The 11834-nt window shown below is 60.3% G+C and carries 14 protein-coding genes; 6 read left to right on the top strand and 8 right to left on the bottom strand.

Annotation, left to right across the window (positions count from 1 at the left end):
• Positions 1 to 56 precede the first annotated feature (56 nt).
• The 3 genes from IVB29_RS36425 to rfbA form a co-directional block, all read right to left on the bottom strand.
• Positions 57 to 230 (bottom strand): hypothetical protein, encoded by a 174-nt coding sequence (locus IVB29_RS36425; protein ID WP_247508252.1) that lies wholly within the window; start codon positions 228 to 230, stop codon positions 57 to 59.
• A 220-nt stretch (positions 231 to 450) separates the two neighbouring features.
• Positions 451 to 1512: a dTDP-glucose 4,6-dehydratase gene (gene rfbB / locus IVB29_RS36420; RefSeq protein WP_247508251.1), complete on the bottom strand. Its 1062-nt coding sequence runs from the start codon at positions 1510 to 1512 to the stop codon at positions 451 to 453.
• Between the two features lie 12 nt (positions 1513 to 1524).
• Positions 1525 to 2415: a glucose-1-phosphate thymidylyltransferase RfbA gene (gene rfbA, locus IVB29_RS36415; protein WP_247508250.1), complete on the bottom strand. Its 891-nt coding sequence runs from the start codon at positions 2413 to 2415 to the stop codon at positions 1525 to 1527.
• A gap of 139 nt (positions 2416 to 2554) precedes the next feature.
• Here rfbA and IVB29_RS36410 point away from each other — a divergent pair, with 139 nt between their 5' ends.
• From IVB29_RS36410 to IVB29_RS36395, 4 genes are all read left to right on the top strand, one after another.
• Positions 2555 to 2959: a hypothetical protein gene (locus tag IVB29_RS36410; RefSeq protein WP_247508249.1), complete on the top strand. Its 405-nt coding sequence runs from the start codon at positions 2555 to 2557 to the stop codon at positions 2957 to 2959.
• Positions 2960 to 3196: 237 nt separating this feature from the next.
• Positions 3197 to 3379: a hypothetical protein gene (locus IVB29_RS36405; RefSeq protein WP_247508248.1), complete on the top strand. Its 183-nt coding sequence runs from the start codon at positions 3197 to 3199 to the stop codon at positions 3377 to 3379.
• Positions 3380 to 4022: 643 nt separating this feature from the next.
• Complete coding sequence (locus tag IVB29_RS36400; protein WP_247508247.1) at positions 4023 to 4301, top strand: hypothetical protein; 279 nt, start codon at positions 4023 to 4025, stop codon at positions 4299 to 4301.
• A 51-nt stretch (positions 4302 to 4352) separates the two neighbouring features.
• The gene (locus IVB29_RS36395; RefSeq protein WP_247508246.1) at positions 4353 to 4772 is read left to right on the top strand and encodes a hypothetical protein; all 420 of its coding nucleotides are present in this window, start codon (positions 4353 to 4355) and stop codon (positions 4770 to 4772) included.
• Between the two features lie 494 nt (positions 4773 to 5266).
• Here IVB29_RS36395 and IVB29_RS36390 read toward each other — a convergent pair whose 3' ends face one another.
• Both IVB29_RS36390 and IVB29_RS36385 read right to left on the bottom strand, forming a co-directional pair.
• Positions 5267 to 5896 carry a hypothetical protein gene (locus IVB29_RS36390; RefSeq protein ID WP_247508245.1) on the bottom strand — a complete coding sequence of 210 codons (630 nt, stop codon included), beginning with the start codon at positions 5894 to 5896 and terminating at the stop codon, positions 5267 to 5269.
• 50 nt (positions 5897 to 5946) lie between these two features.
• Positions 5947 to 6687: a metallophosphoesterase family protein gene (locus IVB29_RS36385; protein WP_247508244.1), complete on the bottom strand. Its 741-nt coding sequence runs from the start codon at positions 6685 to 6687 to the stop codon at positions 5947 to 5949.
• Between the two features lie 175 nt (positions 6688 to 6862).
• On the opposite strand from IVB29_RS36385, the gene IVB29_RS36380 reads away from it, so the two are divergent.
• Positions 6863 to 7474: a transglutaminase-like cysteine peptidase gene (locus IVB29_RS36380; protein WP_247508243.1), complete on the top strand. Its 612-nt coding sequence runs from the start codon at positions 6863 to 6865 to the stop codon at positions 7472 to 7474.
• Positions 7475 to 7480: 6 nt separating this feature from the next.
• Here the strand turns inward: IVB29_RS36380 and IVB29_RS36375 are convergent, their stop codons facing one another.
• The 3 genes from IVB29_RS36375 to IVB29_RS36365 all read right to left on the bottom strand — a co-directional run bounded on the left by IVB29_RS36375 (position 7481) and on the right by IVB29_RS36365 (position 9989).
• On the bottom strand, positions 7481 to 8794 hold the full coding sequence (locus IVB29_RS36375) for a hypothetical protein (RefSeq protein WP_247508242.1): 1314 nt from the start codon (positions 8792 to 8794) through the stop codon (positions 7481 to 7483).
• Positions 8795 to 8957: 163 nt separating this feature from the next.
• Positions 8958 to 9272: a hypothetical protein gene (locus IVB29_RS36370; protein WP_247508241.1), complete on the bottom strand. Its 315-nt coding sequence runs from the start codon at positions 9270 to 9272 to the stop codon at positions 8958 to 8960.
• Between the two features lie 78 nt (positions 9273 to 9350).
• On the bottom strand, positions 9351 to 9989 hold the full coding sequence (locus tag IVB29_RS36365; protein ID WP_247508240.1) for a hypothetical protein: 639 nt from the start codon (positions 9987 to 9989) through the stop codon (positions 9351 to 9353).
• Between the two features lie 156 nt (positions 9990 to 10145).
• Between IVB29_RS36365 and IVB29_RS36360 the strand changes: the two genes are divergently transcribed.
• Complete coding sequence (locus IVB29_RS36360) at positions 10146 to 11675, top strand: undecaprenyl-phosphate glucose phosphotransferase (protein WP_256466937.1); 1530 nt, start codon at positions 10146 to 10148, stop codon at positions 11673 to 11675.
• Positions 11676 to 11834 lie beyond the last annotated feature (159 nt).

Raw genomic sequence — 11834 nt, 5'->3', positions numbered from 1 at the left:
GAGAGCGGCCGGTCGTTAAGCCAGGGAGTTCCGGGCTGCGGGCTCGGCGTGGGCTGTCAGCCCTTCTTGCCGGCCTTCGATTTCAGCGCGAGGCCGAGCCGCAACGCCATGCGCTTGATCGCATCGGGCGAGCGACCAAGAAGTTTCGCCGCCTCTTCCAGCGAAGTCGAAGATTTGGCCAGCTCCATCAACCGGCGATCTTCCTTGAACGACCAGGGCCTGCGCGCCATAACCGAAATCATCCTCTCATCGACACAAAGACAAAGCCGCCAAGCGGACCCATGTTCGCTCGACGGCTTCGCTTGGGTGGGCCGGGCTTGGGGAAGCCCGGTGCGATGATGGATATGCGATCCCCGGGCGTTCGCAACAAACAACGCGGGTTAAGCTAACCGCTCAACCTTACCGGGATGAAATCGGCGCTGATCGCTCCGTAGTACCACGGGGTTTTCGTCAGCCGAGGCCGATCCGCGCGCGCTGGTAACCGCGATCGAGGATATTCTGCCACCATGTCCGGTTGTCGCAGAACCAGCGCACGGTCTTGGCAAGCCCGCTCTCGAAATCCTCGCGCGGACGCCAGCCGAGTTCGCGCTCGATCTTGCCGGGATCCATGGCGTAGCGGAGATCATGGCCGGGCCGGTCGGTCACGAAGCTGATCAGGCCGCGGCGCTTCGCGGTGGCGGGCGAGATCTCATCGAGCAGATCGCAGATGCGTTCCACCACGTCGAGATTGGTCCGTTCGCAGCGCGCGCCGATGTTGTAGGTCTCGCCGACCCTGCCGTGCTCGACGACTTGCGTCAGCGCCTCCGCATGATCGGAGACATAGAGCCAGTCACGGACGTTGCCGCCGTCGCCATAGACCGGCAGCGGTTCGTTGGCCAATCCGCGAGTGATCATGTGCGGGATCAGCTTCTCGGGAAAATGATAGGGCCCGTAATTGTTCGAGCAGTTCGTCACCATGGTGGGGAGCTCGTACGTCTCCCGCCAGGCGCGGACGAGATGATCGGACGACGCCTTGCTCGCCGAATAGGGCGAGTTCGGCGCGTAGGCAGTGTCTTCGCTGAACTGGCCGGTGGCGCCGAGCGATCCGAACACCTCGTCGGTCGAGACATGAAGAAAACGAAAGCGCGTGCGGTTCTCTGGCGTCAGCGCTCGCCAATGGCGTAGCGCTTCCTGAAGCAGGGTGAACGTACCCACCACATTGGTCTGGATGAACTGTGCCGGGCCGTCGATCGAACGATCGACATGGCTTTCCGCCGCGAGGTTCATCACCGCGTCCGGCTGATACGTCTCGAACAGCGCGCGCAGGCCGGCGCTCTCGCCGATGCATTGCTGCGCGAAGACATAGCGCGGATGGTCGGAGGCTCCCGGCAGCGAGTCGAGATTGGCTGCGTAGGTCAGCTTGTCGATGTTGACAACACGTGCGCCGGTGTCCGTCAGCAGATGGCGGATCACGGCCGAGCCGATGAAGCCCGCACCGCCCGTCACGAAGATGGTGATGCCGTCAAAGCGCATGCGGTCTCTGCTTCAGGCGCCGCCCGCCTCGCGCCCGAACGAGCGGTAGACCGACAGCAGATATTGGCCGTAGCTGCTCCTGGCGTTCTTTTGCGCCAGCTTCTCGAAGGCTTCAAGCGAGATGTAACCCTGCCGCAGTGCGATCTCCTCGGGACAGGCGATGCGCAGCCCCTGGCGCTGCTCGAGGATCTGGACGAAATGGCTGGCTTCGACCAGCGAGGAATGCGTGCCGGTGTCCAGCCAGGCCATGCCGCGGCCCATCAGCCGCACGTACAGCTCTCCGCGCGCGAGATAGGCCCTGTTGATGTCGGTGATCTCGAGCTCGCCGCGCGGGGAGGGGGTAATTCCGGCGGCGATGTCGAGAACGTCGTTGTTGTAGAAATAGAGCCCGGTCACGGCGATATTGGAGCGCGGCTGCGCCGGCTTCTCCTCGATGGACAGCGCGCGTCCGCTGGCGTCGAGCTCGACCACGCCATATTGCTCCGGCGTGTTGACGGGATAGCCGAAGATCGTGGCTCCGTTCAGGCGTGCCGCAGCCTGGTTCAATATCTCCGGCAGGCCGTTGCCATAGAAGATGTTGTCGCCCAGCACCAGGGCGACGGGATCCTTGCCGACGAAGTTGCGGCCGACGATGAAGGCGTCCGCCAGTCCGCGCGGGCTGTCCTGATGGGCATAGGAGAAGGAGAGGCCGACCTCGGAGCCGTCGCCGAGCAGCCGCTGGAACAGCGGCTGGTCCTGTGGCGTCGTGATGATGAGGATATCCCTGATACCGGCGAACATCAGGGTGGATAGCGGGTAATAGATCATCGGCTTGTCGAAGACGGGCAAGAGCTGCTTCGACACCACGGCGGTGACGGGATAAAGCCGGGAGCCCGTTCCCCCCGCCAGGATGATGCCCTTCATATGTCCTCGAAGCTCATGCCGGATGTCCGCCTTGTGATAATGCATGCCTCGGCGCGTGCAAGCTGGTTCTGGATCCCGGCGCCCGGCAGACAGCGGCTGCATCCCGGACTATACTGCGCGGCATGTTCGGACCATCGCAATGACCCGCACGAAGGCTTATTTCTTCGCAACCGTGGTGCTGGTCGTGGCCGCGCAGGCCTGGCCGGGGCCGGTCCGTACTGGCGACGAGGTACCGGCGGCCGAGGAGCCGGCGACCGATATGGCTCTTTCTCGCGACAGTTTGATTCCCCGCGAGGATTGGAAGCTCAGGATCGAGGAGGCACGCAAGCGCGCCGCGCTGGCGCGGCGGGATTGGCAGCTCAATGCCCCGCTGCGCACGCTCGCGCCGGCTCCGCCGGAGAGGATAGCCACCCAGCGGGTGCTGAGCGACGATACGCTGCAGCCTGGGGACATCGTCTCGACAGATAAGGGTCTATTCCTGTTTCGCGGCCGCTCTGGCGCAGATGGGCAGTCTACCGATTTCGTGCCGATCGCTCCGCGCTAGCTCGATTGCGCGACATTTCATTTCTGCGTCGCGCTGATGCCTTGCAAGTTCATGCCAGTCGATTCGAATCGGGTCGTTGCGTGCGAAGTCGTGACTGTCGTAGCAACACTGGTTCGTAATTGACCAATCATGATGCGTGCATGCAACATTGCCACTGAGAATTGTCTCTCGATGAATTCCTGCGCCTCATCTCACGGTGACGCGTCACGAGATGGTCGAATTTGTTCGGCTATGATCGTGCAAACAATCAACGCGAATACGCAGATGCTTCAAAAAGCCTGGGCGACATTGCCTCTCACCAAGATCAAAGAACGGGCATTTCAAGGCGCGTTCTTCAGCGTGGCGCTGATCGCGATGGCAGGCTGGGTCTATTTCATCATGCTGTTGCTGGTGAAACTGATCCTGTGGTTCCTCAGCTGACTGCACGCGGATGATCGATCCACAAGCATGTTGCTGCCCAAGATTTCTCGCGCCTGACAACGAAATCAGCAGCACTCATCATTATGTCGACACAACTGCACGATGAGAATGCTGTGTCTGGGGAAAGGGAACGTTCTGCAAATGAAAAGATTTCCCAATGGCACCAGTCCTGATCGTGATCTTGATCTTCTTCGCCGGCTTCGGTGTTGGCTATGCCGCGCGCGCTTGGCGATCGCGCAAGCGCAAGCAGATGCGCCAACTCTACGCACCCTATGGGCCCTCTGCATCCCGGCCGGCCACGCGAAGGGCATTCTGAGTATATGCAACCGGAAGGAAGTCGAGGTGTCTTGGTCGCAGCGCGTGTATGCAGCGGGCGGATGGTGGAATGCCGCCGCGATGACGAGGTAACCATGTCGGGTTAGGTTAAATCGGTGCAGCCGTTGTCTGCCGGGTTGATGGTGGCTAGGTTGCGCACGGATTTTGCAGGTCAATGATTGCCGCCGTGTGCTGTTGAGTTGGGATTAGAGTTGATGATGTGGCTCGTTGCGTTGGTCGTACCGGTTGTGGGTGTGCCGCTGTTCGTCTGGGCCCATGGCCGCCGCCTCGCTAAGTGGTCCGGGGATATCGAGAGAGGCAACGCGCCATGACTGATCTCAGGAATAACGCCCCGCGGCGATATTTCGTTGATGCAGGCGGGCGGCGCGTTTTGATCGGCCTGACGCTTGAAGAGACCTTCGAGTTCGAACGCCTGGACAGCCAGCCGGTCACCTATCTGGCAGATTGCCAGATCGTGCCCGACGAGAGCGTCCTCTGGCCCGTTGAGCAGCGTTGGCAAGAGCTGTACGCCAAGCACGATGGCGCCTGGAAGGCCTGGATGGCGCAAAGCCGCAGCGAACAGCCCGCTAGCTTCAGTCTTTATTAACCATCCCGGACCCATTTTCTGGTCTGGCGCCTCCAACCGGAAAATGCACGCATGTTTCAGCTGTTCTTGCGGGCCCGTACCCACAGCTTCCTGAGAGGCCACAGCCGGGCCGAGCAGGAGTTCCGTGCCCGTTCACCCGAGCGCGATGCCGAGACCGACCAGTCCCGTATCGAGGCCATCATGATCGCGATCGAGGATGCCCTGGATGCGGCCGAGCGCGAGCAATCGGGCCTGAACCGGCGGGTCGAGGACGTGCTGGCGCGGGCCGCCGTGACGTTTGGCAACGGTGACGACGAATATCTCGAGCGTGAGGACCTGGACAATCATCACCAGGATCTGTTCGATAAGGAAATCCTGAACGGCCAGCGACGGCTCAAGGAGCTTGGCTCCTCGATCGCTCACTTCAAATTTCTGAAGGCAGCAATGCTGAGCCGTTTCCCGGGGTTCAGGCCGCCGGTCGTCAACAATTAGCGGCGGCCGTACTCTGTCTAGCCAAACTTGACCGAATCACTGCCACGCGCAGCGTAATCAGGCCTACCCTACCCGAAGAGATCAATAGTCTAAGACCCGCTCGGGAAAGGCCGGATTTGCAAAACGAGCATATGTTCGCACTCGACCATAGGCATAGTTCGGATCCTCATTCCTAGTGCGCGGATCGAAGCTCGATGGATAGTAGCGCTCCAGGCTCCTATGGCGGACATGAACCACGATTGGGCACCCGCAACGCGGGCCGCAATAGGGATTCGGGCCGCGATCGATGTATGGGACGCGTGATGCGTGGCGTACCGCAACAGATGGGACAGCGTAATCGGCGGCAAAGGAAGGCGCCGCGGAGACCATCAGGCTCGACGCGAGCGCGAGAAGTCCAAGAACAGATCGCATGGTTCTATTTCCCCAATTGCCGTTAACCTTAGACGGTCCGGCGCAATCGGGCAAGCGAAGCGCGCAGGCGCGGTCCGATCGGCTTAGCCGCGCAGGGTGGCGACGAAGGACGGATCAATAGCCTTGATCGCTTGATCGAGGAATCCCTTGCCCTGCTTCGACGCCCGCCGGTAGGCCTGAACGACCGCCGCTTTCAAGTCGGCCTGCCGCGTCAGCATCAGCCGCACGTCGCCACGCGCCAGCTCCGCGAGGTCTGGGTCAATCAGTGCATCGAACAGGGTTGCGGTATCAAGTCGCACCGGCATCAGCCGTGCGTCGTTCGGGGCGGTAAAGTACGTCATCTTCAGCGCCTCGAGCAGGGCGGGGCCGCTGGGATCGTGTTGGCTCTCGAGTAGGGCGAGGGCGAGCCACAGGTCTGCGTCGCAGGGAGCCGCAGAAAGCGCCTGCCTGACGCGCAAACGGGCACGGGTGCTATCGGCGGCCGCGCCGCTGGCAGCGTTCCCGCGCTGGATCGCTTGCAGCGCGGCGATCAGGGCGTGATTGCCTTCCAGATCCGACCTGAACAGCGGAACGGCCTCGAGCCATGCCGGCACCTCGCCTGCCGGCGCGGTAATTTTTGCAGGATCGGACGGGAATGCAGGTCGTGGTATCGCGCTCAACTCTGAGGCCACAGATGCGAGGTCATAGCAGCCCAGCACCAGTCCAAGGGTCATCAGAACAATGCGGAATCGCGTGGTAGGCTTCATCGGAGAACAGGACTTCGCTATAGGGCTAGGAGACTATCGCCCTGGATGGTCAGCAAGGTCAAATTGCCTGTTGCATAGGCGCCAGTGTCAATGTTGACCCGGTTAGGACGTATGTCCGGCTCCTGTACTGGCGTGTGTCCGTGAACGATGTATTTGCCAAAGTGCTGCTCGCTTTGGAGAAACTCCTCGCGGATCCAGAGCAGATCCTGTTCCTGCTGTTGCGCGAGCGGTACCCCGGGTTTGACGCCGGCGTGAACGAAGAAGAAATCCCCGCAGACGAAACGCAGCCGCAGGCTATCAAAGAAGCCTTGCTGTCGGAGGGGAATTTTCGTCGCGAGCTCCTTGACCAACTCGGTCTGCTCGGCTGCGTCGGGATTGAGCGAGGGTCTCAGACCGTAGGACGTCAGTGTCTGGAGGCCGCCGTACTGCTTCCACTGATCGAGCTGTGACGGATCTTTGAGTACGTCGGCCAGGAAAGCCTCGTGGTTGCCCTTCAGGAACACCGATTCGTGCCTGCGTCCTCGCTCGATCAGCATTTCGATCGTTCGGCAGGAGTCCGGACCGCGATCGACATAGTCACCGAGGAAGACGTGGATTGGGCGTCTGGAGCCGATGGTGGTCAAATCCTTGTCGATCACGGTGAACATTTGCTGAAGCAGATCGGCGCATCCGTGAATGTCGCTGATGGCGTAGATGCGAATCCCCTCCGGCAGTCTCGGCTTCCGCCTTTGCGTCCTCGCGCGTGACCATTTGAACATCTGGAGCTCTGGCGACCCGTGCAGCAGCATGATTCGGATAGTTTGACCGTACTCACATCGTAAACGAATTCAGTAGGCCATGAGCCGCATTTGATCCTAATTGATGGTCAAATAAGCCCGGAATTTCAAATCTTTACATCTAGCTTCCCCTCAAGGAAATACGGGGATGCGACACATGCGCAAGCTTTCTGCTCTGGTTGCCACGGCCATCGTGGCAATGTCGATGGGAATCCAAGGGGCTCACGCCGGATTGTTGGGTATGCCGATGGGCCTGCAGGCTGCAATTCAGCATATCAAGTTCGAAACGCCGACGATGCCGCCTTTTGCCTTCCTGCAGTTCTGCGTCCGATACGAGGACGAGTGCCGCAAGCGTCCGACGTTCCGTGGTGGACCGGTGAAGCTGACGGAAGAACGTTGGGCCGAGTTGAAGCAGATCAATCAAAGCGTCAATCGCGAGATCGTTCCGGAACGAAATGATCTCGGGCTCGCCGCAGAGAAATGGCTGATCAATCCTGATCGCGGCGACTGCAACGACTATGCCGTCAGCAAGCGCCACGAACTTCTCAGCCGGGGCTGGCCGGCGCGTGCGCTTCTGCTGAGCGAGGTCGTCGTCAGTTCGGGTGAACATCACCTGGTTTTGGTGGTCCGGACCAACGGAGGCGACCTGGTCCTTGACAATTTGACGCCACAGATCAGGCCGTGGTCGCGCGCGCCGTACCATTGGGTGCGGATCCAGACGCCGACCCATCACCGGCTTTGGGCGACAATTGCGGGCCGCGGCGTGTAAGGCGATCTATTTCAGCTTGCTGGTTCGGCCGACGCTCTGCGAGAGGCCGAGCCCAACAATGACCGCGGCGATGACCTGAACCTCGGGGGCGAGCAAGCTCGCATCACAAAAGGTCTCGGCGGCCACGATCAGGACGCTCGCAGCGCCCGCCGATGCGAAGACGGAATCCCGTCCCCGCCGAATGGCGCCGCCAAAGAGAAAAACGAAGAGGTGAAGGGCCAGCACAGCCAGAATTGCGAAGGCTGGCCATCCCCACTCGACCGCGATCGACAGTGCAGTCGTCGGCGCTCCCTGCGGAGCGCTGCCGAAATCGCCATACACCGAGGTCAGTGCGCGGAACGTTCCGACGCCGTTTCCGAGCCAGGGCGTATCGGCCAGGATCCGGGTCGCAAGCGCGAGCCCCTCGGCAGTCGAAAAGATCGCGAATCCGGCGATCCCACCAGCCGAATTTCCCCGCAAATGTGGAAAGATGATCGCAACGGCGATCCCGGCAACGATCAGAAACAGGATCGTCGATGGCCATGGCTGAAAGCCGAGGCGACGAAGGATTGCGACGAAGATTAGCGCCGCTAGTCCGAGGATCAGGGCCGCGACCGAGAAACCTGGTGCAAGGATCGCCGTTGCTGCCGCCGAAATGCCGATGCCTAGCAGGGCCAGGCCGAGCCGACGCAGCAATGGAACGAAAGACGAGTCTTCTGTTGAAGCCTTCCGGCTCAAATGCCGTTCGATGGCCATGATGGCAACTGCGCCATTGCAAAGTGTTGCCAACAGACCCAAGGCGACGAACATGTCTGAAGCTGCACTACCCGCGGATGGGATGATCCCGGCGAAGGGCCTGGTCTGGCCAATCAGAACTTCGGCGGACACGATCGTCACCGCAAGGGTCACGACAAAGAAAGCCGTCTCGGCCCGCTTGCGATCCCTTGCGACGAAAGCCGTGGAAATCATCAGCGCCAGCATCGCCAGATAGAAAGCGAGGCTTCGCAGCGTGGCCCCAGGGTCTATGCTGACATGCCCCCATTTGGAAGCTTCGCCCATGGCGGCTGTCGCCGTCGACCAGATCGGGTTCACCAGCGTGGCGAACGGCAGCGGCACGATCTGTAGGACCATCCAGGCAACGGGAAAGACGATCGCGATCGATACGCGCCGCAGCGGCGGCGAAACGACCGACAGGTCGCCTTGCGGAACGGTTGCCGCGGACAGCGCTGCGAGAACCGCCGCAGTCAGGACGATGCCATGCCGCGCGACCGCGTCGTTTGCGATCGCAAGTGCAGGGATGGCGGCCAAAAGTATGGTGAGAAGTCGGAAGGCGATCAGCAAGTTTCAAAGGCTTCGGGTGGTGACGTGACCGAGATATGACAGGTCACATCTGACGCAATTGCCACCGACTATCGCATATGGAAGGCGTAACGCCAAACGCTGCGGCTATCCCCGATTCCGGGCAGCTGGCTCGCGTGGACCATGTGATGGCGAAGGCGTGGCCTCAGTGAGGCCGCCTCATCGCGTTCTTCTTGTAGAGCACCGCGACCGAAGCATTGCGGGACGATTTCGGCAGCAGAGGTGCCCGCAAGCCCAACAGCGCCGATCGTGCGAGCAAACCGAACGCATAGCCGAATTGCGGCGTCATCCCGACGAGAAGGCTGTGCCCGCAGGCCTCAAGGAACGTGGCGCCGGAGACTAGGTCGAGCACGATCGCGAACAGGATCGCCAACAGCGACAGCGGCATCAGGATCCAGACGCGGAATGCCCACGCCAGGACCGCGCCCACGAGAAACAAGAATATTGCGGCCGGAATCATGCGAAATCTCCGGCTGCCACCATTTCACCCGGTTCCCTAAAAAACTATGAAATGAGGGTTTTCGTCGCGACGACTTCGCTATTTGGTTAAGCAGTTCGTCGGCAGGGAACGGAGCGCTACTGCAAGCCCCCGGATCGGCACGATGCCCTTGATCGGATTGGGACTTGCCGCAATCTCGATCGACAGTTCACTGGCCGTTTGCCACGCGCTGTTTGTCAAGTTCGAGGCAAGCCCCGACAAGAGCAACGCCTCCCCGCCCTGAATGACGGCCGCTTCGAATTCAGACCTTTTCGTGTCGGTCTTTACCACCACAGTTGGGTGACTGGCGCGACGAAGCGGTTCAAGCAGGATCAGAACGGCGTCGAGCCCGTTCTGGCCGCAGCGCAGACTTAATCCGGCGAGGTTGATGTCCGATTTCGAGATGTCCGCGACGTGCATGATTGAGATGATTTCGGCGTTGCTGCTCGAATCCCGCGTTTCAGCCAGCTGCCAGCCATCGCCGAGCATTGTTGTCTGGGTTCGCGCATTGGCGACCCTTGCAGCCTCCTCGTCACAGCTTTCTGTTCGGGACGTGCCGGCGCCCGGCACACAATTCTGCAGCCGCTGGGCGTGTGCGAGTGTCATGTACCCACTGAAGACCAGCGCCGCGAAAGCCAATGCACATACGACCCCCGGACGCATTCTCCGGGTCAGCGAAAGCTGTTGATGTTTGTTCACAAGTCCCTGCTTGACTGCATGCTTAATTTGTTGGCAGTAACTTACTTACATAAAGTTGTGAAGTGCTGCGTTGCGCAATTTTGTTGCATTGCAATAATTGTTGTGGTTTTTTAGCTAAAAATAGAATTAGTGGCCTTGCTGTATTGGGAGGCGATCTTGATCCCTCAGAGTTCAACCGACCTAGAGCAACGCGAGCAACTTGCAAAGCGCCTTGCAGAGACAGCGTCCGAGGAGGCCAGTGGCCTGTACCCGCGCCCCGTCCAGATCGGCCGTGCCGGCCACAAGCTCAAGCTGCCGTATTTTGCGATTCAGAACACGCTCGCTTTCATCGATGCGTGCCTGATCATCTCGGCGAGCCTCCTTGGCGGCGGGCTCTATCAGATGTTTGTTATGGGGGATTTCAAGAACGCCGACCAGTTGCTCGGCGCGGGCATGACGGCGGCTTTGCTTTATGTGCTGATCGGCCAGTCCAGCGGCTTCTACGATTTGCGGACCGCCTTCTCCAAGAGAAAAGACTTCGGACGGATTTTCGGGCAATGGGCGCTGGTGAGCCTGCTGTTGACGCTGCTCGCTTTTTTGCTGAAGGCTGGGGCGTCATTTTCCCGCGGCTCGATCATCTGCTTCGGGCTGTTGGCTCTGTCTCTGCTTTTGCTGTTCCGGCGCATTTCCAAACGGTTTGTTGCGAGCGCAGTTGCTGAAGGTCAAGTTCAGGGCCGCCGCGCGATCGTTCTTGGAACCCGCAATGAGCTTGCAACGCTCGGGGTTGATGAGCTTCTTGAGCGCTTCGGTCTCACCGAAATCGAGCGCGTCGTGTTCTCGAGCAATGATAACACCCGGTTCTCGATGACCGACGACGAATCGGCTTCTCTTAGTCGCGCGCTAGCGATCGCGCGTGAACGGGGCGCGAACGAAATCGTGCTTGCCTTCCCATGGAACGACACGCGCAAGCTGGAGCTGGTTCGCGATCAGCTGAGGATTTCGCCACTTCCGGTGCAGCTGCTTCCCGATCGACGGATCCGCTCGCTCGCCGAAAATCCCTCGTTCCGCCTACGCAAATCCTTGTCGATCGAAATTCAGCGTGGCCCGCTGTCGCGCACGGAGCAGCTTTCGAAGCGCCTCGTCGACATGACGGGGGCTGCGCTCGGCCTCATCATCCTTACGCCCCTGATGCTGCTGAGTGCGATTGCGATCAAACTGGATTCACCTGGTCCGGTGTTCTTCCGTCAGCGGCGCAAGGGGTTCAACGCCAAGCAATTCCCCATCTTCAAGTTCCGGACGATGACCGTGATGGAGGATGGAGCGTCGGTCGTGCAGGCGAGGCGGTTCGATCCGCGTGTGACGCGGGTCGGCAGGATTTTGCGGCAGTCTAGCATTGACGAGGTTCCGCAACTGCTGAACGTTCTCTTTGGAGACATGTCGCTCGTTGGGCCTCGGCCGCATGCGCTGGCGCATGACGACCACTATGGCGATCTGCTCTCCGCCTATGCGTTCCGGCATCATGTCAAACCGGGCATTACGGGCTGGGCGCAAGTCAAGGGCTTCCGCGGCGAGACCGCGCGAGTGGAGCAGATGAAGGGCCGGGTCGATTGCGACCTCTGGTACATCAACAACTGGAGCTTGGCGCTTGACGTCAAGATTTTGGTCCTGACTTGCCTGGAGTTGGTGCGGTCTCGCAACGCCTATTGAAGCTTGTTAGTTGAAATAGTGACCAGGAAAGTGGCTTACGCAAGATTTCCTAGGCAAACGCGTGCTTAATTCCTGTTCGGATCGAGCTACCTGTAACTGCGGCGCAACAAGTTCCGGTTACTTGCGGTCTGTCATCCAAATCGCGTTGACTCAATTGGC

This window comes from Bradyrhizobium sp. 1 (assembly GCF_023073315.1).
Lineage (GTDB): Bacteria > Pseudomonadota > Alphaproteobacteria > Rhizobiales > Xanthobacteraceae > Bradyrhizobium.
The sequence above is the reverse complement of the archived record's forward strand: the minus strand, read 5'-3'. Positions and strand labels throughout refer to the sequence as shown.